Raw genomic sequence first — 26,187 nt, forward strand, 5'->3', positions numbered from 1 at the left:
GCCAATTCTTTCCTACTTACATAAAATAAAAAGTATTTTATTACCTCCTATCTATGATAAAATATATATTTGGATAATAGACGTTAACGCAAAATCGATCACACATATGCTATAATTGAAACAATTAAGTAAAGAAGGATGTGACGAACCTTGGTACGTAGTATGACCGGATTCGGCAGGGGGGTCACAACAACGAAACACTTTCAACTCACTGTTGAAATTCGTGCTGTGAATCATCGTTTTTTAGAAATTAATACTAAGTTTCCAAAAGAATGGATGGAATCTGAAGTAATAGCAAAAAAAATGTTGTCGGATGCAGTTTCTCGTGGGAAAATAGATGTTATCATTTTTCTGAAGGAGCTTCATGACACTGAACAGACGATTCAAATTAATTGGTCACTGCTCAATGCTTTTCTCCAGGCAAAAAAGGAATTGTCCCAAACAGTTCCGATGGAGGAAAAGTGGACAATGCAGGAAATTGTAAGTTTGGACCAAGTGTTGCAAGTTGAAAAAATTGAGTTTATGCAGGATGAAATTATCGATGCTGTTAAAAATGCTTTGGCAGAAGCAATCGAGAACCTTATTGCAATGCGTACTCGTGAAGGGCAAGGATTGCAGCAAGTGATGCTGCAGTACAAAGCGGACCTGGAAGCGCAAATAGCTGAAATTCGGCGATATGCTCCGCTCGCAGTTGAAAAATACCGAGAACGTTTAATGAATCGTTTAGAAGAAGTGATAAGCGGTCAATCATTGGACGATCGACTACTTACAGAAGTTGCGATTTTTGCAGAGCGTATTGATATTACAGAAGAGCTCGACCGTTTAGAGAGTCATTTTAATCAGTTATCCGAAACTTTAACTGAAAACATTGCGATTGGACGTAAACTTGATTTCATTATGCAGGAAATGAACCGTGAAATTAATACAATCGGTTCAAAAAATCAGTCTACACAATGCTCAGCTGCAGTAGTGCAGGCGAAGACGATTTTAGAAAAAATGCGTGAACAAGTTCAAAATATTGAATGATATAAAGGAGTTACTTATGAAAAAACAACGTGGATTATTAATTGTTTTATCTGGTCCATCAGGTGTGGGTAAAGGGACAGTACGAAAAGAGCTCTTTTCACAACCGGATACGAATTACGAATATTCGATTTCAATGACAACACGTAATCCTCGCGAAGGGGAAGAAGATGGTGTAGACTATTTCTTTAGAACACGTGAGGAATTCGAAGCGTTAATCGAGCAGGGAGGTTTACTGGAACATGCAGAATTTGTCGGCAATTATTACGGTACACCACTTGCATATGTACAGGAAACGCTAGAAGCAGGACGCGATGTATTTTTGGAAATTGAAGTCCAAGGAGCAGCACAAATTCGTGAAAAAGCACCAGATGCGTTGTTTATCTTTTTAGCACCACCAAGCATTTCCGAACTGGAACAACGTTTGGTTGGTCGTGGTACGGAAACAGAAGACGTAATCGCCCGTCGTATCGCTACTGCTCGTGAAGAAGTTGAAATGATGAGTTTGTATGATTACGTTGTAGAAAATGACCAAGTTCAAAATGCATGTGATAAAATAAATGCTATCATAATAGCAGAACACTGCCGTCGTGAACGTGTTGAAAAACGCTATTTGTCAATGTTGAGAGGAGAATGAAACCATGTTATACCCATCAGTAGATAATTTGAAAAAACAAATCGATTCTAAGTATTCTTTAGTGAGCTTAGCATCAAAACGCGCGCGCCAAATGCAAGAAGAGGGCGGCGAGCACTTAAACTCATACATTTCTTACAAGCCAGTAGGAAAAGCATTGGAAGAAGTAGCTGCCGGAAAGCTTCGCAAAGTTCAACAAGACGCTTCAACTGTTTACGAAGACGAAATCTAGTTGGTAATGTAAAAAGAATACTCCCTGAGTAGAAGCTCCCTAAGAATTTTTCTTTGGGAGCTTATCCTTTGAAAGGACGGTAAAATAATGAAAAAAAACAATATACTATTGTGTGTTTCGGGCGGGATTGCCGTATATAAAGCGGTTGCGTTAGTGAGCAAACTTTCTCAGGCAGGCTTTAATGTAAAAGTAATCATGACAGCTTCTGCACAGAAGTTCGTTACTCCTTTAAGCTTCCAGGTGATGTCTAAAAACGACGTATTTTTTGATACTTTCGATGAAAAAGATTCCAATGTTATTGCGCATATTGATTTGGCGGATTGGGCGGATTTAGTAATCGTCGCTCCTGCCACTGCCAATATAATTGCAAAAATGGCGCATGGTATGGCGGATGATATGGTGACAACGACTTTACTTGCAACAACTGCACCTGTATGGGTGGCACCGGCGATGAATGTACATATGTATGAGCATCCGGCCGTTTTACGGAATATTGCACAACTTCATGAAGATGGCATCCGCTTTATCGAACCGTCTGAAGGATTTTTGGCATGCGGCTATGTAGGAAAAGGACGTCTGGAAGAGCCGGAAAAAATTACGGCCATTGTAGAAAAGTATTTTCGTGAACTAACTGGAAGCGATGGACAATGAGATTTGCACAAGTAATCGTTGATGTTTCCGCATATCCAGTTGACCGTCCTTTCGATTATTTAATACCTGAAGATTGGGAAGAGCTGATTGACATTGGCAGTCGCGTCAAAGTCCCATTCGGACCGCGTAATGTGCTTGGGTTTGTCGTCGGCATTACAGCTGAATCAGACGTACCGGCAGAAAAAATAAAGCCGATTTCGGAAATACTCGATTTGGAATCTATTTTAACTGAGGAAATGCTGAGCTTGGCAAAATGGCTGAAGCACCAAACAATCTGCTACGAAATTGATGCATTACAAGTAATGCTGCCGGGTGCATTGCGGGCAAAGTATGAAAAGTATGCGGTTTTGCAAGGCGAAGTATCGCAATTACCGCAAATGCTGCAGCCCTTTTTCGAGAAAACTGAAAAAGTGAATCTAGCCCAATTTGAAAAGGCCAATTTATTGAGACCGGTAAAACGCGCCGTAAAAGACGGTCTGCTCATTATAGAAAATGTAGTGAAACAAAAGGGCCAAGTAAAACAAGTGCGTAAAGTACAAATTTATTCACGCGAACAAATAGAAGATATAATCGAACAAATGGGGAAACGTGCACCGAAGCAGCGGGCAATATTGGAATGGATGAAGGAACATGCAGGAGCCGTCGTTTTACCGGAACAAATATACGAAGCCGTTCAAGTGACAAGCAGTGTACTAAACAGTGTCATTGAAAAAGGGGCAGCAGCGTATATACAAGAAGAAGTTTACCGTGATCCGTTTACGAAGGAAGTTGTAAGAACGGACTTTTTACAATTAACAGATGAGCAAGATGTGGCACTGAAAAAAATTACGGAAGCGATAGATGATAAGCGTCAAGAAACATTTCTTCTCCACGGCATTACAGGCAGCGGGAAAACAGAAGTGTATTTACAGGCGATTCAGCGTACAATCGCAGACGGCAAAGAAGCAATTGTGCTCGTGCCTGAAATCTCATTGACACCACAGATGACCGAGCGTTTCAAATCACGTTTCGGCAATGAAGTAGCAGTTATGCATAGCGGCTTGTCAGTCGGTGAAAAATATGATGAGTGGCGGAAAGTACAGCAAGGGAAAGTTAAAGTAGTTGTAGGCGCCCGATCAGCAATTTTTGCACCGTTTAAAAATCTCGGTCTGCTTATATTGGATGAAGAACATGAGTCAACATACAAACAGGAAGATTCACCGCGCTACCATGCCCGGGATGTCGCAATCTGGCGTGGGAATTATTATAACTGCCCTGTTATTTTAGGGAGTGCGACACCTGCATTAGAATCGTTTGCGCGTGCAAAAAAAGGTGTATACACATTGCTCACGTTGTCACAACGGGCCAAAAATCAGGCATTGCCGTCTGTTCAGATTATCGATATGCGTGAACAGCTTCAGGCTGGAAACCGCTCGATGTTTTCGGAACCGCTTATGGAAGCGTTACGTGACCGTCTCGAAAAAAAAGAGCAGACCGTCCTGTTTTTAAATCGCCGCGGCTATTCATCGTTTGTATTATGCCGGGATTGCGGGACAACGGTGCAATGTCCGAACTGTGATATTTCGTTGACATATCACCGCTATCAGGAAAAGCTGAAATGCCATTATTGCGGTCATGATGAATACATTCCGGAAACATGTCCTGAATGTCTAAGTGAAAACATCCGTTATTTCGGTACCGGTACGCAAAAGGTAGAAGAAGAAATTTACAAGCTGTTTCCTGAGGCGCGTGTCATGCGGATGGATGTCGACACGACCAAACAAAAAGGGGCACATGAAAAAATGCTCGATGCGTTCGGTAGGGGCGAAGCAGATATTCTGCTCGGTACACAAATGATCGCTAAAGGGCTTGATTTTCCGAATATTACACTAGTCGGCGTGTTAAGTGCCGATACTTCGCTTCATTTACCGGATTACCGGGCTGCGGAAAAAACATTCCAGCTTATGACGCAAGTGAGCGGACGGGCAGGACGCCATAATAAGCTTGGTGAAGTATATATACAGACGTATACTCCTGAGCATTATGCAATCCAGCTTTCAAAGGATCAGCATTATACACCATTTTATGAACGGGAAATGCATGCAAGACATCTTGCCGGATATCCGCCCTATTATTATATTGCGCTAGTTCAAGTAACACATGAAGATGTCATGTTTGCTGCAGAATATGCAGGGCGGGTCGCGGAGTATTTGCGTTCCAATTTATCATTCAATGTATCTGTTATTGGACCGACAACAGCCAGTATCGCCCGCCTCCAAAATAGATATCGTTATCAATGTTTGATAAAATATAAAGTAGAGCCAAATTTGATTCCCGTTCTTTTACAGCTTATAAAACTGTATCGATCGGAATGGATAAAAAAAGGCATTGTGCTAACAGTTGATTTAGATCCGACAATGATCTAATGCATATAGAAAGAGGTATTAAAATGGCAATTAAAGAAGTAGTGAAAAACCCAGCAAAAGTATTATCACAAAAAACGAGAGAAGTTGAAGTAATCGATGAAAATATCATTCAACTTTTAGATGATTTATATGACACGATGGTAGAAAATGACGGTGTAGGAATCGCTGCACCGCAGATTAATGTTGATTTACGTGTAGCAATCGTAGAATTAGGCGAAGATATTTTAGAAATGATCAACCCGATCGTTATTGAAACACGTGGTGAAGAAGAAGATGTGGAAGGCTGTTTAAGTTTTCCGGACCTGTTCGGAATGGTCAAGCGTCCAACTTACGTAAAAATTGAAGCATCCGACCGTGAAGGCCGTGTTTATGAACTTGAAGCTGAAGACTTTGAAGCACGTTGTATTTTGCATGAAATCGATCATTTAGAAGGTGTTTTATTTGATTCTAAAATGACGCGTGTATTAACAGAGGAAGAAATAGAAGAGCTATACGCGGACGCTGAGGAGGAGTAATCGATGACTAAAATCGTATTTATGGGAACACCTGCCTTTTCAGCACCGATTTTGCGCATGCTTCATGAAGAAGGCTATGACATCGCAGCGGTTGTAACTCAGCCGGACCGTCCAGTTGGTCGTAAAAAAGTATTAACGCCACCACCTGTGAAAGAAGAAGCATTACAACTAGGTTTACCGGTTATTCAGCCTGAAAAGCTGCGCGGTTCACAGGAGCTGGAAGAAATTTTAGCGTTAAATGCAGACCTTGTTGTAACAGCGGCATTTGGACAAATTTTGCCGAAAGAACTGCTTGATGCTCCACGATTAGGCTGTATTAATGTCCATGCATCGTTATTGCCCGCATACCGAGGCGGTGCACCGATTCATCAGGCAATTATTGATGGCCAGGCAACAACAGGTGTAACAATTATGTATATGGCGGAAAAACTGGATGCTGGTGATATTATTTCACAAAAGGAAATTGCTATTGAGGATACGGACAATACAGGCACAATGTTTGAGAAATTAAGTGCGGTTGGCCGTGAATTATTAAAGGAAACAATGCCATCGATTATTAATGGGACAAATGCCCGCATTCCACAAGATGAATCACTCGTAACATTCGCGCGCAATATTAGCCGTGAACAGGAGTTGATTGATTGGAATAATGAAGCACGTGCATTGTATAATCAAGTGCGTGGATTGCACCCTTGGCCTGTCGCCTATACGACATTTGAAGGGGCTAACTTTAAAGTCTGGGCGGCAAAAGTTGGAGAAACTTCAACAAAAGCTGCACCAGGAGAAGTCGTGAAAATCGAAAAAGATCACTTTGAAGTAGCGACAGGAGATGGTGGTACATTAGCGCTGTATGATGTACAACCAGCAGGTAAAAAGCGCATGACAGCAGAAGAGTTTTTACGTGGTACGGGCTCGAAATTACAGATTGGGGACCGTTTTGAATGAGTAAAAAGAAACAAGTGATTTGGGACGGTAATGTTCGGGATGCCGCTTTAACGATTTTATTGACAGTCGACAAAAGCCAGGCATACAGCAATTTATTATTACACCAAACAATTGAGAAATATAAAATCGATGCGAAAGACCGTGGCCTTTTAACAGAGCTCACATATGGAACATTGCAGCATAAACTGACACTGGATTATTATTTGGAGCCATTTATCCGCGGGAAGGTGGATATTTGGGTGCGCTGGCTGTTGCGTATGTCACTCTATCAAATGCAGTATTTAACACGTATTCCTGCACATGCTGCAGTAAATGAAGCAGTGGAAATCGCAAAACGCCGCGGCCATAAAGGGATTGCCTCAATGGTAAACGGGATTTTACGTTCGATTTTACGTGAAGGTGTTCGTTCGACCGATTTAATAGAAGATGCAAATGAGCGTCTGGCAGTCGAAACGAGTCATCCGCAGTGGTTGGTTGACCGCTGGGTGGAAAGCTACGGCTATGAGAAAACACGTGAAATGCTTCTTGAGAATAATATTGCACCACTGCAGACAGTTCGTGTCAATACGACAAAAGCGACTGTCGAGCAAGTTTTGACGACGCTTGAACGTGAAGGTGTAAAAGCGCGCCGCAGTGAATTTATACCCGAATGTCTGCATCTTGAAAGCGGGCAGGCGGCACGTACAGGAGCGTTCCGCAATGGGCTTATTACAATTCAGGATGAAAGCTCGATGCTGCCGGCCAAAGTGCTGAATCCGCAGCCTGGCATGAAAGTACTCGATATGTGTGCAGCACCAGGCGGAAAAACAACACATCTTGCCGAAGTGATGAAAAATGAAGGCTCGATTTTAGCGACCGATCTACATCCGAAAAAATTGGATTTAATCGAGGAAAACGTTGCGCGTCTTGGATTGGATATTATCGAAACAGCACCTCTTGATGGAAGAAAAGCCGCAAGCTTTTTACAAAAGGAAGGCTATGATGCGATTTTGGTCGATGCACCATGCTCAGGCTTGGGCGTAATGCGACGCAAACCGGATATTAAATATACGAAGCGTGAAGAAGATTTAGAGAGCCTGCAAACAATTCAGCTTTCGATTTTAGATAATGCAGTACAGCTATTGAAAGAAGACGGACGATTAGTGTATTCAACATGCACAGTAGACCGCAGTGAAAATGAAGGTACGGTACAAGCCTTCTTAAAAGAGCACCCAGAAATGAACTTGGTGCCAATTGAAAATTTACCGACACAACTAGAAGCGAAGCAACAGGACGGGATGCTGCAAGTATTCCCGCAAGATATAGGCAGTGACGGATTTTTCGTAGCTGCATTCGTAAAAAAAGGAGCGTCCAATTAACTAATGGAGCAAGAACAATTAAAACAATTTGATGAACGAATTCAGGATTTAGTGGAAGAAACAGCAGATAAGCCAGTACGTCGTGCAAAAAAAGAAAAACCTCAGTTAAAACCTTCGATCTATTCATTACGTCTGGATGAAATGAAGGAATGGCTGACAGCAAATGGAGAAAAGGCTTTCCGTGCTGCACAGATTTATGAATGGCTTTATGAAAAACGTGTTCAAACGTTTGAAGAAATGTCCAACTTACCGAAAGCATTACGCGAAAAACTGGAAGCGGAGTTTGCTTTAACAACACTTTCAACAATTATTAAGCAGGAATCAAAAGACGGTACGATCAAGTTTTTATTCCAGCTGCAGGACGGCTATTCAATTGAAACAGTATTGATGCGTCATGATTACGGAAATTCAATTTGTGTAACAACACAAGTAGGTTGCCGTATTGGCTGTACATTCTGTGCATCTACTTTAGGTGGCTTGAAACGTCATTTAATGGCAGGAGAAATTGTCGAGCAGGTCGTAAAAGTACAGCAACAGCTTGATGAAACAGACGAGCGTGTATCATCAATCGTAATTATGGGAATCGGCGAGCCGTTTGATAATTATGATGCAATGATGAACTTCCTTAAAATCATGAATGATGACAAAGGATTAAATATCGGTGCCCGTCATATTACGGTTTCGACTTCAGGGATTGTACCAAAAATTTACGAATTCGCAGATGAAGGTATGCAAATTAACTTTGCGGTTTCACTACATGCACCAAACCAAGAGGCGCGTCAGAAATTAATGCCGATTGCAAAAGCATATAAATTAGAAGAATTGATGGAAGCAGTAAAATACTATACAAAGAAAACAGGACGTCGTGTCACATTTGAATACGGTTTAATGTCAGGGCAAAATGATACAGAAGAAGTAGCATTGGAACTGGCGAAGCTGATTAAAAATGTGAAGTGTCATGTTAACTTAATTCCGATTAACTACGTGCCGGAGCGTGATTATATTCGTACATCACGCAGTAAAATTTTTGCTTTTGAAAGAACGCTTAAAGAGCAGGGGATTAACGTAACAATCCGTCGTGAGCAAGGTGCAGATATTGCAGCTGCATGTGGCCAGTTACGTGCACAGGAACGATCACACGAAACAAAGTAGGTGGACTATAGTGAACTTTACAGTGGAAAGTGATATTGGGTTAAAGCGAAAAATAAATGAAGATCGGGCCGCGTTTTTTGAGCGCCCCGATCATTTTAAGCTTGCGATTTTAGCAGATGGTATGGGTGGTCATAATGCTGGTGATGTAGCGAGTGAAATGGTTATTACCGAAATGCATGAACTCTTTAAACAGGAAAATGCAGAAAGTTTTGCAACAAAACAGTTAAAGCTGGAATGGTTGCGTAATGCGGTGTCACATATTAATCAGAAAATATATCATTACTCATTAACACATGAAAATTGTCAAGGTATGGGAACGACAATGATTGCGGTGTTGCTTGACAGGAATGATTGCACGATAAGCCATGTCGGCGATAGTCGTGTATACCATATTACAAACGAAACAGTAAAGTTAGTAACGAGAGATCATTCTTATGTAAATATTTTATTGGAAAATGGAGAAATTAGTGAAGAAGAGGCACAAAATCATCCTCAACGGAACTTTATATTAAAAGCACTCGGTACAGAAATTTCAATTGAACCTGATTTTTATGAAATGACTTTATCAAATGAGGCCTTTTTACTCATTTGTTCTGACGGGTTAAGTAATAAACTTTCTACAGAGGAAATGGGCCAAATTATTACTATGCCGGTTACCATTCAGGAAAAAGGAAAAAAATTAGTTCAAATTGCAAATGATCGTGGCGGAGAGGATAATATTTCCCTTATCTTAATGACAACGGTGCAGGAGGTGTAACAATGCTAGTAGGAAAACATATAGGTGGCCGATATAAAATTTTAAAGTTAATTGGCGGAGGCGGGATGTCAAATGTCTATTTGGCACACGACATTATTTTAAGTCGTGACGTCGCAATTAAAATATTGCGTTATGATTTATCAAATGAAGAAGAATTGCACCGTCGTTTCCAGCGTGAAGCATTGTCTGCAACAAGTCTGACTAATCCAAATATCGTAAGCATCTATGATGTTGGCGAAGATGAGGATATGCACTACATTGTCATGGAATACATTAAGGGGAAAACATTAAAACAATACATACAAGAGTTTTCACCTTTATCTGCAGCACGTAGCGTCCATATTATGAAGCAGCTAACATCGGCGATTGCCCATGCACATGAAAACGGCATCATTCATCGAGATATTAAGCCACAAAATATATTGATGGACGAAGAAGGCAACGTAAAAATTACTGATTTCGGGATTGCGACATCGCTTGGAGCAACGAGCTTCACGCAAACAAACTCAGTCATCGGAACTGTTCATTATTTATCGCCGGAGCAGGCGCGCGGCGGTTTAGCAACAATGAAGTCTGATATATATGCACTTGGGATTGTCTTTTATGAGCTATTAACAGGAGAATTACCATTTTCAGGGGAATCTGCTGTATCTATTGCGTTAAAGCATCTGCAGGCGGAAACACCTTCAGTACGTGAACTCGATGCAAGCATTCCGCAAAGTGTGGAAAATATCGTATTAAAGGCTACAGCAAAAGACCAAAACCACCGCTACAGCAATGCAGAAGAGATGGAAGAAGATTTAAATACATGTTTATCAATACAGCGGGTGAATGAGCCTAAATTTATGCCGCCGGTAGATGACGGAGCGACAAAACTGATTCCGATTATAAAAGATCCAAAGCCTGTTCCTATCCCAGTGAAGGAGCCGTCTACCAATCTAACAGAACAAACAGTCCGGATCGATTCAAATCCGCCGGTCGAAGAAGAACCGAAGCCGTCAAAACCAAAAAAGAAAAAGAAAAAGAAGAAATGGCCGCTAATTGTTGGGCTTTTAGTTCTTTTAACAATTGGTGCTGTAGTAGCAGCTGTCCTCCTGACTCCAAATAGAGTCGTTGTAGAAGATGTGACAGATATGACGGTTGAAGAAGCGATTCGAATTTTGGAAGAGCAGGGCTTCGTGATAGGAGAACAGGAAGAACGCAACAATGAAGAGATTGAATCCGGAAATGTCATCGAAACGAACCCGCAGGCAGGTCGGGAACGTGAAAAAGGCACGACAGTTGATTTAATCGTCAGCATCGGTAGGGAAATGACGAAGATGGAAGATTTCGTCGGCAAGCAGCGTGATGAGGTAATGGATGCTTTAGAAGAATTTAACGACTATGATTTCAAAGAAGAATATTCTACAGAGCATCCAGCAGGCGAAATTATCGCTCAAACACCTGAAGCCGGAGAGGAAATTCACGTCAATGAAACGGATGTTGTGTTAACAGTCAGCAGAGGTCAGGAGCAAGTAACGGTACGTGACTTAATGGCATTTAATGAAGCAAACCGTTCAGAATATGAAAAAAGCTCAGGATTTAAAGTGAATGTGACAGGTGAGGAATATTCGGAAAAACCGGCCGGTGAAGTTATCAGTCAAACACCAAAAGCAGGTACAAAGCTCGAAAAAGGTGGCACAATCAACGTTGTCATCTCTAAAGGACCGAAAGCTAAGCAGGAAAAGTTCTATACAAACACAATTGAAATTCCGTATGAGCCTTTTGAAGAAGGAATGGAACAAGAGGTATCGATTTACATTCAGGACAAAACACGTACGATGGCAGAGCCAGTAGAAACAATCACAATTACTGAAGATACTTTATATACAATTAAGTTGGTTATTGTTGAAGGGGATAAAGCAGCCTACCAGATTGTACGGGATAACAACGTAATCGAAAATAAAACAATTACTTATGAAGAATTGGCGGAATAAGGAGGAATTGGATGGCGCAAGCCCAAATTCGAAAAGCATTAAGCGGCTATTATTATGTTGAAAAAGACGGCGATTTAATTCAATGTCGCGCTCGTGGGATTTTCCGTAATCGCGGAGAATCTCCACTTGTCGGCGATTTTGTGGAATATTCGTATGACGGTGAATCAGATGGTTCAATCGATAAAATTCTGGAACGCCAAAATGAACTTGTTCGGCCTCCTATTGCGAATGTGGATCAGGCCTTACTAGTATTTTCCGCAAAAGAACCGGATTTTAATACAGTTCTGCTCGACCGTTTTTTAGTCGTGCTTGAGTCGTTCCATGTACAGCCGATCATTATTTTAACGAAAATGGATCTATTGAATGATGCTGAACGGGCACATTTACAAAACTATATTGACGATTATAAGGCAATCGGCTATGACATTATTGAAACTTATATTGATGATCCAACATTGCTGGAAAAGATTGAACCTTATTTGCAGGAAAAAACATCGGTGCTTGCCGGACAGTCTGGTGTCGGAAAGTCTACATTGTTAAATACATTGCTTCCTGAACTGCATTTAAAAACAGGCATAATTTCAAAAAGTTTAGGACGAGGAAAACATACGACACGTCATGTAGAGCTTATTGAAGTATGTGGAGGGCTATTGGCAGATACGCCAGGCTTCAGTTCTTTCGATTTTGAAATGATTGAAAAGGAAGAGCTGACATCTTGTTTACCAGAGTTCGAGCGAATTAGCGAGAATTGTAAGTTCCGTGGCTGCCTGCATATAAAGGAACCGAAATGTGCGGTAAAACAAGCGGTGGAAACAGGTGAAATCCGTTCGTACCGCTATGAGCACTATGAACAAATTTTACAAGAAATTATTGACCGAAAGCCGAGGTATTAGACATGATTAAAATTGCACCATCAATTTTAGCAGCAGACTTTGCAAAGCTGGGACAAGAGGTAAAAGAAGTAGAAGCAGCAGGAGCAGAATTGATCCATATCGACGTAATGGACGGCCATTTCGTACCGAATATTTCATTTGGTGCAATTGCATTAGAAGCAATTCGTCCCCTTTCTACATTACCGATGGACGTACATTTAATGATTGAAAATCCCGATCAGTATATTGAACAATTTGCGAAAGCGGGAGCAGACTACATTACGGTACATGTTGAAGCATGCCGCCATTTGCACCGTACAATCCAGCTAATCCGTTCATTTGGTGTTAAACCGGGGGTTGTATTAAATCCGCATACGCCGATTGAAACGATTCAGCATATTTTGGAAGATGTTGATATGGTGCTGTTTATGACGGTTAACCCGGGCTTTGGCGGGCAAAAGTTCATTGAATCCGTTGTGCCGAAAGTAGAAGCACTATCGAAAATCATTAAAGAACGTGGCCTGAATATCGAAATCGAAATTGATGGCGGCATTAACGCTGAAACAATCGTACCTTGTGCAAAAGCGGGGGCAACGGTGTTTGTTGCGGGTTCAGCTATTTACAGTAAAGAAAATCGCGCACAGGCTTTACAGGAAATTAAACAAGCAGGATTAGCGGCAATTCAATGATTGTTGCAATCTGCTCAGGCGGCCCCGTACATGAGGTCGCCTTTTCTTTAACACCGGATATATGGATTGGAGTCGACCGGGGTGCATTGTATTTAGTGGACGAAGGGATACTGCCCCACAGCATCGTTGGCGATTTTGATTCTATTACAGCGGAGGAATTTGCGCGGATTTCCGAAGTTGTAGACCATGTGGAACAGTTTCAGGCTGAAAAAGATGAGACGGATACAGACTTAGCCTTGCTGAAGGCACTTACATATGAGCCGCAGGAAGTCTTTTTGACAGGTGTTACAGGCGGGCGCTTGGATCATTACGAAGCGACTTTAAGATCTGTTTTTCTTATGCAGCAGCAATATCCTCATATTACTTTTAAAATCATTAATTCTCATAATGTCATTCAATTTTTACTGCCGGGTACACATACTTTGACAGAAGATCATTATACTTATGTATCGTTTTTTGCCTATGGAAAAACTCTTCAGAACGTTACGTTGCGTGGGGTTAAATATGAAACGACAGATGAAGTGATTGAGCAGGGGACAACGCGTTTCACAAGCAATGAAATAATAGGTACAGGGTCTATTTCATTTGAGGAAGGCATATGTTTAATGATAAAGAGTAAAGATTAAGGAGGAACAACGCTGAAAGTATATACATTCCAAATGCCTAAGTGGTTAAGCGGTGTAGCAAGAGGCTGCGTGAAGTTGTTTCGTAGAGATAAAAAAGAAAAATAAAGATCCTGGCTACAGCTCATAGCGATTATGGGCTGTATTTTTTGTTATTCAGGAAAGTATATACTATCGCATATGGATAACCTGGAAATAAGTATTTGTTCGCGTCCAGGCTAAAGCGCCAGCTCCCTGGACATTTCAGTCCCTCCGTGCAAAAGTGGGGAACCTTGACCGGGCGCTTTAGCGCATTTTTTATTTTTTTGCAAAAAAATAGAGTATCAGCAAATGCTGATACTCTATACGCGATTATACGCGCTCGATTTTACCTGATTTTAAAGCACGAGCAGAAACCCATACACGTTTTGGCTTACCGTCAACTAAGATACGAACTTTTTGAAGGTTAGCACCCCAAGTACGTTTGTTAGCGTTCATAGCGTGTGAACGGTTGTTGCCTGTACGAGCTTTACGGCCAGTAATTACGCATTGTTTTGGCATTGTAAAATTCCTCCTTACAGCTGAATCTGAAATCTTTATTTCAGTTCGTTATTTCACATACCATAATAATTTAACATACAGAGGCAATGAGTGCAAGACATTTTGCACAACCTTTCAAGAAAAAAACCTTTACACCCCATTTTGCTTATTCGGGATTAAAAACTTCCTGGAAAAGGTAATAGACACTATAAACGAATTACTTAGGAGGAAGCAATTATGAAAAAATGTATGGTCATCATCAATCCTACTTCAGGAAAAGAAAAGGCAAGTGAGTACGAAAAGAAAATTATCGCACAATTACATAATTATGAAGTTGTCGTAAAAGAAACTACAGGTGAAAAGGATGCAACCCGCTTTGCTAAAATGGCATGCGACGAGAAATATGATGCGGTTATTTTAGTCGGGGGAGACGGTACGGTAAATGAAGGGATCAACGGCATCGCAGAACAGCCCCACCGCCCTGTTGTAGGGATCATTCCATTGGGGACAGTCAATGATTTTGCCCGTGCATTGGATATTTCGCTTGATCCGGATGAGGCGATTGCGTTACTCGGTGGGAAAACAACAAAAGCAGATATCGGGAAAGTGAATGATTATTACTTCACGAATGTCATTGCAATCGGGTTATTGGCAGAAGCGGTCGGCGATGTGACGATGGAACAAAAAACGTCGCTTGGTTCGCTCGCTTACCTATTTGAAGGTGTAAAAGCGGCTATACAAAATGATACTTATGAAATGGAAGTTAAAGCAGACGGAAAAATGTATAAAGAAGATATGATGCTCTTCATATGTGTTTTGACCGATTCAGTCGGAAGCTTCCGTCACATGAATGAAGAAGCTGATAAATCTGACGGTCTCCTGCACGGATTTATTATTAAAAGTACGAACACGCTACAAGTGGTAGGCACAGCTAAAAACCTGCTGACAGGCAATTATGAGGATGATGACAATATTATTAAATTCAATGCACAGGAAATGCATATTAACGCGAATGAAGCACTTCCGCTGAATGTTGACGGTGATTTAATCAGCCAACTTCCGGCGAAAATCTCGATTTTGCATAATCATATCGAATTTTTTACGAAATAAAGCACCGGGATTCGTTTCATGAATGCTTCTTTGTATAACAACCGGAAATAGTCAAATACTCTAATTAGATTGTACTAAAAAATTATTATAGTATGATGTTGTTCTGATTAAAAATAAAGAGCAGTTTAATTAAGAGAAATTTTAAAAAACGACTTCAGGCTAGACGTAGATGAACGTTTTCTTTTATAATCGACTTTTGTGTAGTACAATATAAATTAGTCAAATAGAGCCAAGGGGGCATTCACTATGTCAGTAGAATTAAATAACGAATTCGGTCATATTGATATATCCAATGATGTTATTGCTCAAATTGCTGGTGGAGCAGCGATTGAATGCTATGGCATTGTAGGCATGGCATCAAAACATCAAATTCGTGATGGTTTAACAGATATTTTACGAAAAGAGAATTTCGCAAAAGGTGTGCTCATTCGCCAAGAAGGTGATGACTTACATATTGATATGTACATTATTGTAAGCTATGGTACGAAAATTTCTGAAATCGCTTATCAAGTACAATCCAAAGTAAAATATACAGTAAATAAAACATTAGGTATGAGCGTTAAATCAGTTAATATTTTTGTTCAAGGCGTTCGTGTTGCGAATGTGTAAGAGGAGGAAATGAATCGAATGAAGTCTTTAGACGGAATTAAATTTGCTGAAATGGTACAAATGGGTGCACATCACCTATACCAAAATGCAGCTTATGTAGATTCGCTAAATGTATTCCCTGTGCCGGATGGTGATACGGGGACAAATATGAATTTATCAATGACATCTGGTGCAGATGAAACAGAAGCCAATGTAAGTGCACATATCGGTAAAACAGCTCAGGCGTTATCAAAAGGCTTACTAATGGGTGCACGCGGAAATTCAGGCGTAATTTTATCACAGTTATTCCGCGGGTTCGGTAAAGCGATTGAAAAAGAAGCTGAAATCGATGCAAAAGGCTTAGCGAATGCATTCCAGGCTGGTGTAGATACTGCCTATAAAGCCGTTATGAAACCAGTGGAAGGGACAATCCTAACGGTTGCTCGTGAAGCCGCAGCAAAAGGTGTGGAAGTTGCTGAAACAGAAGAAGATATGATTGTTCTTATGGAAGCATTCATCGAGGAAGCAAAACAATCATTAAACCGTACGCCGGATCTTTTACCTGTATTAAAAGAAGTGGGTGTTGTTGATAGCGGCGGCCAAGGATTACTGTTCGTATACGAAGGATTCCTTGCTTCTATGAAAGGCGAGCCACTACCGGAAAAAAATGAATCTTCACTGGATGATTTAATTAATGCAGAACATCACCGTGTACAAGACTTCATGGACACATCTGACATTGAATTTGGTTACTGTACAGAAATCATGGTGCGCTTCGAGGAAGATAAATCACCATTTGACGAAGAGCAGTTCCGCCAAGAACTGAATCCGATGGGTGACTCATTATTAGTTATCTCGGACGATGAAATTGCAAAAGTACATATACACTCGGAAACTCCAGGTGCCGTACTTGCAGCGGGTCAAAAATATGGTAGCTTAATTAAAATTAAAGTAGACAATATGCGTGAACAGCATTCTGCGATTGTTAACGATACACCACAAGCACCTGCAAAACAGCAAAAAGCAAAAGTACCTTATGCGATTGTAACGATTGCAATGGGTGAAGGTGTATCGAATCTGCTACGCTCAATCGGTGCTTCTTATGTAATTGAAGGCGGACAGACGATGAACCCTTCTACAGAAGATATCGTAAAAGCGGTTAAAGAAATTGGTGCAGAGCGAGTACTGATTTTACCGAACAATAAAAATATCATTATGGCGGCAGAGCAAGCGGCTGAACTTCTGGAAATTGAAGCAGCGGTTGTGCCGACAAAAACGATCCCTCAAGGAATGGCAGCTATTTTAGCATTCAATCCTGCTGAATCGGTTGAAACGAATAAAGCAAACATGACACAAGGCTTTGAACATGTGAAGACTGGTCAAGTTACATTTGCGGTACGCGATACATCGATCGACGGTGTTGAAATTCGCAAAGATGATTATATGGCATTGGCTGAAGGTAAAATTATTTTATCGACTCCTGAAATGATGGATGCAGCGAAAAAAGTGCTTGATGGGTTAATGGATGAAGATTCAGAAATCATCACAATCATTTATGGTGAAGATGCGACAGCAGAACAAGCCGATGAATTACAAAACTTTATCGAAGAAAATTACCCGGATGCCGAAGTGGAAATTGTTGAAGGCAAGCAATCCCTGTATCCGTTCATTTTATCTGTAGAATAAAATCAATAGTGAAAGCAGTGTGTACATTCATGTATGCACTGCTTTCATTACGTTTGAGTAGAGTGAAAAAGGTTGAATTGGAAGGCTGTATAGTTCCCTTGTATTCAGTCGGTTTTCCTGTATAAAGTTAGTTTAGGGGGATATTTCCATCACTTTACCCCCTTACTTCTTACACGTCTGCGTAAAGTTATGGAGGATCATCCTCAATTTGGTTATTATTCTGTTTTTACAACAAGAAGTTTGTTAATTGCAGAGAAAATGAGTACACTAGGAGTAAATGAAAGTATGAAAGAATATGGGGGGATAACTTTATGAAATTTACATCGGTTTTTGATATTATTGGACCTGTTATGATTGGTCCATCCTCTTCACATACAGCAGGGGCAGCACGAATTGGACGTGTTGCACGCGACTTGTTTGGACGCCAGCCAAAATGGGCGAAAATTTATTTATACGGTTCTTTTGCCGAAACATACCGCGGCCATGGAACAGATGTGGCAATTATCGGTGGCTTACTAGATTACGATACAGATGATGAACGTATTAAAACTTCTTTTGCCGAAGCAGAAAAAGCAGGCTTGCAATTTGAATTCATTCCGGAAACAGCTAATAAAGAACATCCAAATACTGCTCGGATATTGATGGGCGATGACGAATCGGAAATGAGCGTTGAAGGTATTTCAATCGGCGGCGGTAAAATTGAAATTAGTGAAGTGAACGGATTCAAGCTGCGTCTGACAGGCGGAATGCCGGCAATTTTAGTTGTGCATGATGACCGTGCAGGCTGTATTGCGAACGTGGCGAATTGTTTAGCCATGCATGATGTTAATATTGGACATATGGAAGTATCGCGTATTGAACGTGGTTTAACCGCTTTAATGGTAATCGAAGTCGATCAAAACATTGATCAGCGTCTGTTAGAGCAAATTTCATACATTCCGCATATTACGAAAGTATCGAAAATTAATAACTAAGGGGTGGCAAATATGGATGTTTTATTCCGCAGTGTTCGTGAGCTGGTGGAGTTAGCCGAAAGAGAAGGAAAGCTGATTTCCGAATTGATGATCGAACAGGAAATGTTAATTACAGGTCGCTCGCGTGAAGAAATTTTTACACAGATGGATCGCAACTTAACGATTATGGAAGAAGCGGTAGAGCGCGGCTTAAAAGGTGTACAATCCGTAACAGGTTTAACGGGTGGCGATGCTGTACTTATTCAAAATTATATTAAAAAAGGCAACACATTAGCCGGAGACCTTTTACTTGATGCTGTCAGCAAGGCGGTTGCAACAAACGAAGTGAATGCGGCAATGGGTACAATTTGTGCGACACCAACTGCTGGTTCAGCAGGAGTAGTTCCGGGGACATTGTTTGCCGTTCAAAATAAATTAAATCCGACACGTGAACAAATGATTCGCTATTTATTCACGTCCGGAGCATTCGGATTTATCGTGGCGAACAATGCTTCTATTTCGGGTGCTGAAGGCGGCTGCCAGGCGGAAGTCGGCAGTGCATCGGCAATGGCCGCTGCTGCGATTGTCGAAATGGCTGGCGGAACAGCACAGCAAAGTTCGGAAGCATTTGCCATCACATTGAAAAATATGCTTGGATTAGTATGTGACCCTGTTGCAGGCTTAGTTGAAGTACCTTGTGTTAAACGGAATGCAATGGGTGCATCCAACTCATTAGTCGCAGCGGATATGGCTTTAGCAGGTGTGACAAGCCGTATTCCATGTGATGAGGTAATCGGCGCAATGTACCGAATCGGTCAGGCAATGAGCCCGAACTTGAAAGAAACAGCACGTGGCGGTTTAGCTGCAACACCTACAGGCAAAGCCATTACCCATGCAATCTTTGAAGGCGGAGACCTGAAAAGCCTGCTGAAATCGCGTGTAGGCAGTAACTAATTAATCTAATGAGATATTCAAAAATCGGGCGGGCAGAAGTAGAAATTTCATAGAACAAGCTGAAAATCTGTATTAAGAAACGGATAATTTATAAAATTGATTGGAATGGAGGGGCGACTCCTGGGGGAATAGCGTGACGCCTGAGACTAGGAACAAAAGCTAAGAACGCCACGTCCTGTGGCAACGCTTTTGTGACCAACATCGTGTTGGCCTCACGCCCCCGGAATGGAAATCAATTTTTACGCACAGCGAAAAAATAACATTTTTCTCATAGAGAAAAATGTTATTTTTGGGTTTGCCTTGGCTTTTTTAGTTTATGAGGGAACGTATGCACCCATTTTATGATATTGTTAAATTATTAAAACTCGTAAAGGAAGGAAGTGTCAACAATGATTCATGAGCCAGTTTCACAATTAAAGGGAATCGGAAAAGAAACAGCCGAAAATTTAATGAAAATTGGCATCGAGACAATCCATGACTTGATTTGGACATTTCCATACCGCCATGAAGATTTTCGATTAAAAGATTTGACTGAAACACCGCATAATGAGCGTGTAACGATTGAAGCACGTGTCGAAAGTGAACCGACCGTATTGTTTTTAGGGAAAAACAAGTCACGACTGCAATTTACGGCTCTTGCAGGAAGACATTTAATTAAAGTTGTGTTTTTCAATCAAAATTATTTACGGCAAAAAATTTCAACCGGCGGCATCATTACGGTTACCGGGAAATGGGATCGCGGTCGCCAAGTGATTGTCGGTTCGTCCGTGACGTTCGGACCGAAAACAGAACAAGTTGATTTTGAGCCTGTCTACAGCTTAAAAGGGAATATTCAGCAAAAGCGCTTCCGTAAATATATGCGCCAAGCGTTGGATACCGTGAAGGATCAATTACCTGAAACATTGCCGCACTATCTGCGTGAAAACTACCAGTTGGTCAATATTCAAGAAGCGCTCGAAGGGGTACATTTCCCGCAAAGTGCAGACCATGCAAAACAGGCGCGCCGCCGCTTCGTTTATGAGGAATTACTGCAGTTCCAGCTGCGTATTCAAGCATTGAGAAAAGCGAATAAGGAAAATGAAAAAGGGATTTCCGTCCGCTTTGACCTGGAAAAATTAAAGGAATTTATTGCAACTCTGCCGTATGAATTAACTGGGGCCCAAAAGCGGGTTGTCAATGAAATATGCAAAGATTTACTGCTGCCGCAACGTATGAATCGTCTACTTCAAGGGGATGTTGGATCAGGGAAGACGGTTGTTGCGGCAATCGGTCTATATGCCGCTGTAACGGCAGGTTATCAAGGGGCTTTAATGGCACCGACCGAAATTTTAGCCGAGCAGCATGCTGAAAACCTGCATATGTGGTTTGATCCGATCGGTGTTAAGATCGCATTATTGTCGGGCTCCACAAAAACAAAGGCACGCCGTGAATTGTTAGCGCAGCTCGCAGCAGGAGAAATCGATATTCTCATTGGGACACATGCACTTATCCAGCCAGATGTCGAATTCAAAAAGTTAGGCTTTGTCATTACGGATGAGCAACACCGGTTTGGTGTAGAACAGCGTCGTGTACTGCGCGAAAAAGGTGAAAATCCGGATGTGCTTTTCATGACCGCAACACCTATTCCTCGTACGTTAGCCATTACAGCTTTTGGCGAGATGGATGTTTCGATTATTGATGAATTGCCTGCAGGAAGGAAAGAAATTGAAACGCATTGGCTGAAAAAAGAACAGCTGAACAGTGTGCTGATGCGCATGACCCAAGAACTTGAAGCAGGCCGCCAAGCGTATGTCATTGCTCCATTAATCGAAGAATCCGATAAACTCGATGTACAAAATGCAGTGGAAGCTTATGAACAATTAAAGGCATATTTCGGCAACCGTTTTGAAATCGGCCTGATGCACGGTCGATTGCATTCGGACGAAAAAGATACGGTCATGCGAGCGTTCAGTGATGGAGAAATTCATGTACTTGTATCGACAACTGTTGTCGAAGTTGGGGTAAACGTTCCAAACGCGACATTCATGACAATTTATGATGCCGAGCGTTTTGGTTTAGCTCAGCTTCACCAGCTGCGCGGACGTGTTGGCCGGGGAGAACATCAATCTTATTGTGTACTGATTGCTGATCCGAAAACAGATGAAGGAAAAGAACGTATGATGAGTATGACCGAGACGAATGACGGTTTCCGCCTGGCTGAAAAAGATTTGGAATTGCGCGGCTCAGGGGATTTCTTCGGTAAACGACAAAGCGGGTTGCCGGAATTTAAACTGGCAGATCTTGTTCATGATTACCGGGCACTTGAAACAGCAAGACAGGATGCCGAAAAAATGCTCTATGATGAAGCATTCTGGCAAGATCCGGAATATGAATTTTTACGGGAGGATTTAACGGCTTCCGGCGTTCTGCAAGGAGAACGGATCGATTAAACGATTAGAACCTGTATTTGGTGGAAAACTATTTAAGCTACTTAAAAATGCTGAAAAGAGGTTATAAGATGGGAAACATGTATCCGTATTTCGTACTAAATGGACAAGCAAAAGAGGCAGTGGTGTTATATGCAGAATTATTTAACGCCAAAAGTGTAACGATTTCAACATTTGGAGAATTACCGCCAAACCCTGAGAACCCTATTCCACCAGAAGCAAAAGATCTGGTCATGAATGCGCAAATTGAATTGCAGGAAGGTCAAATGATGTTTTCCGATACGTATCCGGGTTCTCCGCAAGTGACGGTAGGGGACAATATTAGCATTGCCTATACGTCAAAAGATGAGCAGGAAATCCGATATATCTTCGATGGTTTAAAAGAAGGCGGAAAGGTCGTAATAGAGTTACAGGAGACCTTTTGGAGCAAGTGCTATGGTCAGGTGAAAGACAAGTTCGGGGTGCTGTGGCAGCTAAGCCTTGAAGCATAAGATTTCAAGAACGCGACAAAAAGTTGTTGCGTTCTTTTTTTTATACATGTATATTGATATTAGTACCAAGTGCTAATACTAATCTTTTAGAAAATTAAAGGTAGGTAACAAATACGATGAAGCGTTCCAAAAAAGAGCGACAGTCGTTATTGACTGAGCAGATCGCAGACAATCCTTTCGTGACAGATGAACAATTAGCAGCTGAATTTAATGTGAGCGTTCAAACAATTCGATTGGATCGCATGGAACTCGCTATTCCGGAATTGCGTGAACGTATTAAAGATGTTGCTGCTAAAAAATATGATGAAGTAAAATCGTTGCCACTCGATGAAGTCATCGGTGAAATTATTGATATAGAGCTGGATAACCGGGCAATTTCAATATTTGATGTTGGAGAAGAGCATGTTTTCCAGCGCAATGGCATAGCGCGCGGTCACCATCTATTTGCACAGGCCAATTCTTTGGCGGTTGCAGTAATTGATGATGAGCTTGCCCTTACTGTAAAATCAAATGTAGCTTTCGTGAAACCGGTTCGAGCAGGTAATCGTGTCGTAACGAAGGCCGTTGTAAAAGGGAAAAACCCTGATAAAAACCGTACATTTATCGAAGTAACTTCTTCTGTTGATAATGAACTAGTTTTCAAAGGAGAGTTTGAAATGTATCGGATGAAAGGTGAAGAAACAACATGAAAATAGCAGTAGATGGTATGGGCGGAGATAACGCACCAAAAGCAATCGTGGAAGGTGTCTTCATGGCGCTTGAAGATTTTCCGAAATTAACAATTGATCTGTATGGCGATGAACAGAAAATGGCGCCTTACTTAAAGAACCATGATCGCCTGACGGTTGTTCATTGCAGTGAAGTTGTAGAGGGAGAAGATGATCCGGCACGCGCAGTACGACGTAAAAAAGATTCTTCAATGGCACGTATGCTGGATGCAGTTGCTGAAGGAAAAGCGGACGCTTGTTTATCGGCTGGGAATACGGGTGCTTTAATGGCAGGCGGACTTTTCAAAGTAGGACGTATTGATGGGGTCGCACGTCCTGCATTAGCAACAACATTACCGACGATGAATGGTGACGGCTTCCTAATGCTTGATTTAGGGGCGAATGCAGATGCAAAACCTGAAAACTTATTACAGTACGCAATCATGGGTGATATTTATGTGAAGCAAGTACGCGGTCAAAAATCACCACGTATTGGACTATTGAATATCGGAACGGAAGATAAAAAAGGTAATGAATTAACTAAATCGGCATTCACATTAATGAAAGAAGCGGATTTCAACTTTGAAGGTAATGTGGAAGCACGCGAATTACTGAATGGGGTCGCGGATGTTGTCGTAACGGATGGGTTTACAGGCAATATGGTGCTGAAAACAATCGAAGGTACAGCGGGTACGGTTTTCAAAATGTTGAAGGATGCATTATTTGCTACAACAAAAACAAAGATTGCTGCTGCATTAGTAAAAAACGACTTGAAGCAGTTAAAAGATAAAATGGATTATACAGAATACGGTGGTGCGGCTTTATTCGGCCTGAAAGCACCTGTTATTAAGGCGCATGGCTCTTCGAATGCACGTGCGATTTACAGTGCAATTCGTCAAGCGACAATTATGGTAGAGCATAAAGTATGCGAAACAATTACTAAAAAGATTGAGCAATTGCCAAAGCCAGAATAAGCTTTTTCACAAAGGGGATTATCAAATGACAAAAGTTGCTTTTATTTTTCCAGGACAAGGTTCACAAACTGTAGGGATGGGTGCGGAGTTTGTTGCGAATGATGAAGTAAGCAAACAGTATTATGAACGAGCAAACGAAGTGTTGAACCTTCCACTGTCGGACTATATGCTGAACGGTCCGCAAGAAACATTAACACTGACATACCATGCTCAGCCAGCTTTATTGACATCAGGGGTGATGATCGCAAACAAGCTGATTGAAGCCGGTATTGCACCGCAATATACTGCGGGACATTCATTAGGAGAATACAGTGCATTTGTCATTTCAGGAGTAATTGATTTTGAAGATGCAGTTCAAACAGTTCATAGACGGGGTGTATTTATGGACGAGGCAGTACCTGCAGGTCAAGGAGCAATGGCAGCTATATTGGCGTTAGATGGAGAAAAGCTGGACGCCATTTGCCAACAAGTATCCGCTGAAGGAGAAGTCGTTCAAGTGGCGAACTTCAACTGTCCGGGCCAAATTGTGATTTCAGGGACGAAACAAGGTGTTGACGAGGCATGTATAAGAGCGAAGGAAGCGGGAGCAAAACGAGCTTTACCATTAGTCGTGAGCGGTCCTTTCCATAGTTCATTAATGCAGAAAGCGGCACATAATTTAAAAGATACAGTAGAAAATTTACCATTGCAGGAACCCAAAATTCCGGTAGTGAGCAATGTAACTTCAGAGCTTTTAACAACGGTGGAAGCAATTAAAGAAGAAATGGTTGCCCAAGTAACAAGCTCTGTAAAATGGCAGCAAAACATTGAAAAGCTTATTGCTGAAGGGGTAACAGTCTTTATCGAATGCGGACCTGGAAAAGTATTATCAGGCTTAGTGAAAAAAATCGACCGCAATGTACAAACTTACTGTGTATATGATGAGGCGAGTTTAACACAAGTTGTTGAGGCATCAAAGGAGTGGAAACAATGGGTTTAACAGGGAAATGTGCAGTTGTAACAGGGGCATCTCGTGGCATTGGTCGCGCAATCGCATTACAATTGGCAAGTGAAGGTGCAAAAGTTGTTGTCAATTACAGCGGGAGCGAGCAAAAGGCACAGGAAGTAGTAGAAGAAATTAAAGCAAATGGCGGCGAAGCAATTGCTGTTCAGGCGAATGTAGCAGACGCGGATTCTGTGCAGAATTTAATGAAATCGGCGCTTGATACGTACGGTTCGATTGATATTTTAGTGAACAATGCGGGCATCACGCGCGACAATTTGTTAATGCGTATGAAAGATGACGAATGGGATGATGTCATCAATACGAATTTAAAAGGTGTGTTCCTTTGTACAAAAGCTGTAACGCGTCAAATGATGAAACAGCGTGCAGGACGCATCATTAATATTTCTTCGATCGTCGGGGTTGCAGGTAATGCCGGACAGGCAAACTATGTAGCGGCAAAAGCGGGTGTCATCGGTTTAACGAAAACAACTGCGCAGGAGCTTGCTTCACGTAATATTTTAGTCAATGCTATTGCTCCAGGCTTTATTACAACGGAAATGACAGAAGGCTTACCGGAAGATTTGAAAGAAGGTATGCTTAAACAAATTCCGTTGGCAAAATTGGGCCAACCGGAAGATATCGCCAAAGCTGTCGTATTTTTCGCATCAGACAGTTCTAATTACATTACAGGCCAAACACTGCAAATAGACGGCGGCATGGTAATGGCTTAAGATTATTGAAATATATAATATATAAGCTACAGGCTGTAAATATTTATGGGAAACTTAGCGAAATGAGCTCGAGTGTAGCTGACGGCTAAGCCTTTCGCTACAAGCAAGCTTCCTACGGGAATAGCGGGACTGCCGATACACCGCAGGAAATTTATTTGCGACGAAAGCGAAAGCGACAGGAGCACCGTAGCGACGAGGAGGATTGGCACCGCCCGTGGAAAGCGAGCTCTA

The 26,187-nt window shown here is 41.6% G+C and carries 25 protein-coding genes and 1 pseudogene; 25 read left to right on the forward strand and 1 reads right to left on the reverse strand.

Annotation, left to right across the window (positions count from 1 at the left end; translation table 11 throughout):
• The first annotated feature begins 150 nt into the window (after nt 1-150).
• From MKY51_RS04345 to MKY51_RS04410, 14 genes and pseudogenes are all read left to right on the forward strand, one after another.
• Complete coding sequence (locus MKY51_RS04345) at nt 151-1,026, forward strand: YicC/YloC family endoribonuclease (protein ID WP_339175495.1); 876 nt, start codon at nt 151-153, stop codon at nt 1,024-1,026.
• A gap of 16 nt (nt 1,027-1,042) precedes the next feature.
• A complete protein-coding gene (gene gmk, locus MKY51_RS04350; RefSeq protein WP_339175496.1) occupies nt 1,043-1,660 on the forward strand; it encodes a guanylate kinase in 618 nt (205 codons plus the stop codon).
• 4 nt (nt 1,661-1,664) lie between these two features.
• On the forward strand, nt 1,665-1,889 hold the full coding sequence (gene rpoZ, locus MKY51_RS04355) for a DNA-directed RNA polymerase subunit omega (RefSeq protein WP_079525096.1): 225 nt from the start codon (nt 1,665-1,667) through the stop codon (nt 1,887-1,889).
• Between the two features lie 87 nt (nt 1,890-1,976).
• Nucleotides 1,977-2,510, forward strand: a pseudogene (gene coaBC, locus MKY51_RS04360) (bifunctional phosphopantothenoylcysteine decarboxylase/phosphopantothenate--cysteine ligase CoaBC); the annotation flags it as partial.
• A 26-nt stretch (nt 2,511-2,536) separates the two neighbouring features.
• Nucleotides 2,537-4,945 (forward strand): primosomal protein N', encoded by a 2,409-nt coding sequence (gene priA, locus MKY51_RS04365; protein WP_339175498.1) that lies wholly within the window; start codon nt 2,537-2,539, stop codon nt 4,943-4,945.
• A 23-nt stretch (nt 4,946-4,968) separates the two neighbouring features.
• Complete coding sequence (gene def / locus MKY51_RS04370; protein WP_339175500.1) at nt 4,969-5,460, forward strand: peptide deformylase; 492 nt, start codon at nt 4,969-4,971, stop codon at nt 5,458-5,460.
• A gap of 3 nt (nt 5,461-5,463) precedes the next feature.
• Nucleotides 5,464-6,405 (forward strand): methionyl-tRNA formyltransferase, encoded by a 942-nt coding sequence (fmt, locus tag MKY51_RS04375; protein ID WP_339175501.1) that lies wholly within the window; start codon nt 5,464-5,466, stop codon nt 6,403-6,405.
• Nucleotides 6,402-7,763: a 16S rRNA (cytosine(967)-C(5))-methyltransferase RsmB gene (gene rsmB / locus MKY51_RS04380; protein WP_339175502.1), complete on the forward strand. Its 1,362-nt coding sequence runs from the start codon at nt 6,402-6,404 to the stop codon at nt 7,761-7,763. The genes fmt and rsmB overlap by 4 nt, the downstream gene beginning before the upstream one ends.
• Before the next feature lie 3 nt (nt 7,764-7,766).
• Nucleotides 7,767-8,915 carry a 23S rRNA (adenine(2503)-C(2))-methyltransferase RlmN gene (gene rlmN, locus MKY51_RS04385; protein ID WP_339175503.1) on the forward strand — a complete coding sequence of 383 codons (1,149 nt, stop codon included), beginning with the start codon at nt 7,767-7,769 and terminating at the stop codon, nt 8,913-8,915.
• A 10-nt stretch (nt 8,916-8,925) separates the two neighbouring features.
• Nucleotides 8,926-9,672 carry a Stp1/IreP family PP2C-type Ser/Thr phosphatase gene (locus tag MKY51_RS04390; protein ID WP_339175504.1) on the forward strand — a complete coding sequence of 249 codons (747 nt, stop codon included), beginning with the start codon at nt 8,926-8,928 and terminating at the stop codon, nt 9,670-9,672.
• A gap of 2 nt (nt 9,673-9,674) precedes the next feature.
• Nucleotides 9,675-11,648, forward strand: a complete 1,974-nt coding sequence (pknB, locus tag MKY51_RS04395) for a Stk1 family PASTA domain-containing Ser/Thr kinase (RefSeq protein ID WP_339175506.1) — start codon at nt 9,675-9,677, stop codon at nt 11,646-11,648.
• An 11-nt stretch (nt 11,649-11,659) separates the two neighbouring features.
• Nucleotides 11,660-12,541: a ribosome small subunit-dependent GTPase A gene (gene rsgA / locus MKY51_RS04400; RefSeq protein WP_339175508.1), complete on the forward strand. Its 882-nt coding sequence runs from the start codon at nt 11,660-11,662 to the stop codon at nt 12,539-12,541.
• A 2-nt stretch (nt 12,542-12,543) separates the two neighbouring features.
• Nucleotides 12,544-13,209 (forward strand): ribulose-phosphate 3-epimerase, encoded by a 666-nt coding sequence (gene rpe, locus MKY51_RS04405; protein WP_339175509.1) that lies wholly within the window; start codon nt 12,544-12,546, stop codon nt 13,207-13,209.
• Nucleotides 13,206-13,835: a thiamine diphosphokinase gene (locus tag MKY51_RS04410; protein WP_339175510.1), complete on the forward strand. Its 630-nt coding sequence runs from the start codon at nt 13,206-13,208 to the stop codon at nt 13,833-13,835. Before rpe ends, MKY51_RS04410 begins: the two co-directional genes overlap by 4 nt.
• Before the next feature lie 348 nt (nt 13,836-14,183).
• On the opposite strand, the gene rpmB is transcribed toward MKY51_RS04410, so the two are convergent.
• Nucleotides 14,184-14,372: a 50S ribosomal protein L28 gene (gene rpmB, locus MKY51_RS04415; protein ID WP_004227417.1), complete on the reverse strand. Its 189-nt coding sequence runs from the start codon at nt 14,370-14,372 to the stop codon at nt 14,184-14,186.
• Nucleotides 14,373-14,588: 216 nt separating this feature from the next.
• Here rpmB and MKY51_RS04420 point away from each other — a divergent pair, with 216 nt between their 5' ends.
• From MKY51_RS04420 to fabG, 11 genes are all read left to right on the forward strand, one after another.
• Nucleotides 14,589-15,461 carry a diacylglycerol kinase family protein gene (locus tag MKY51_RS04420; RefSeq protein WP_339175511.1) on the forward strand — a complete coding sequence of 291 codons (873 nt, stop codon included), beginning with the start codon at nt 14,589-14,591 and terminating at the stop codon, nt 15,459-15,461.
• Between the two features lie 246 nt (nt 15,462-15,707).
• On the forward strand, nt 15,708-16,070 hold the full coding sequence (locus MKY51_RS04425; RefSeq protein ID WP_008403339.1) for an Asp23/Gls24 family envelope stress response protein: 363 nt from the start codon (nt 15,708-15,710) through the stop codon (nt 16,068-16,070).
• An 18-nt stretch (nt 16,071-16,088) separates the two neighbouring features.
• A complete protein-coding gene (locus MKY51_RS04430; RefSeq protein ID WP_339175513.1) occupies nt 16,089-17,735 on the forward strand; it encodes a DAK2 domain-containing protein in 1,647 nt (548 codons plus the stop codon).
• Nucleotides 17,736-18,046: 311 nt separating this feature from the next.
• Entirely contained in the window at nt 18,047-18,709 is a 663-nt protein-coding gene (gene sdaAB / locus MKY51_RS04435) for an L-serine ammonia-lyase, iron-sulfur-dependent subunit beta (protein ID WP_339175514.1), read from the forward strand.
• A gap of 12 nt (nt 18,710-18,721) precedes the next feature.
• Nucleotides 18,722-19,642, forward strand: a complete 921-nt coding sequence (gene sdaAA / locus MKY51_RS04440) for an L-serine ammonia-lyase, iron-sulfur-dependent, subunit alpha (RefSeq protein WP_251689411.1) — start codon at nt 18,722-18,724, stop codon at nt 19,640-19,642.
• 389 nt (nt 19,643-20,031) lie between these two features.
• On the forward strand, nt 20,032-22,071 hold the full coding sequence (recG, locus tag MKY51_RS04445) for an ATP-dependent DNA helicase RecG (protein WP_339175515.1): 2,040 nt from the start codon (nt 20,032-20,034) through the stop codon (nt 22,069-22,071).
• Nucleotides 22,072-22,139: 68 nt separating this feature from the next.
• Nucleotides 22,140-22,559 carry a VOC family protein gene (locus MKY51_RS04450; protein ID WP_339175516.1) on the forward strand — a complete coding sequence of 140 codons (420 nt, stop codon included), beginning with the start codon at nt 22,140-22,142 and terminating at the stop codon, nt 22,557-22,559.
• A 116-nt stretch (nt 22,560-22,675) separates the two neighbouring features.
• Nucleotides 22,676-23,248: a transcription factor FapR gene (gene fapR, locus MKY51_RS04455; RefSeq protein WP_339175517.1), complete on the forward strand. Its 573-nt coding sequence runs from the start codon at nt 22,676-22,678 to the stop codon at nt 23,246-23,248.
• Nucleotides 23,245-24,240 carry a phosphate acyltransferase PlsX gene (gene plsX, locus MKY51_RS04460; protein WP_339175519.1) on the forward strand — a complete coding sequence of 332 codons (996 nt, stop codon included), beginning with the start codon at nt 23,245-23,247 and terminating at the stop codon, nt 24,238-24,240. Before fapR ends, plsX begins: the two co-directional genes overlap by 4 nt.
• 25 nt (nt 24,241-24,265) lie before the next feature.
• A complete protein-coding gene (fabD, locus tag MKY51_RS04465) occupies nt 24,266-25,219 on the forward strand; it encodes an ACP S-malonyltransferase (protein ID WP_339175520.1) in 954 nt (317 codons plus the stop codon).
• Nucleotides 25,210-25,956: a 3-oxoacyl-[acyl-carrier-protein] reductase gene (gene fabG / locus MKY51_RS04470; protein WP_251689399.1), complete on the forward strand. Its 747-nt coding sequence runs from the start codon at nt 25,210-25,212 to the stop codon at nt 25,954-25,956. The genes fabD and fabG overlap by 10 nt, the downstream gene beginning before the upstream one ends.
• Nucleotides 25,957-26,187: the final 231 nt, after the last annotated feature.

The sequence above is a fragment of the Solibacillus sp. FSL R5-0691 genome, from assembly GCF_037974225.1.
In the GTDB taxonomy this organism is placed as follows: Bacteria; Bacillota; Bacilli; order Bacillales_A; family Planococcaceae; genus Solibacillus.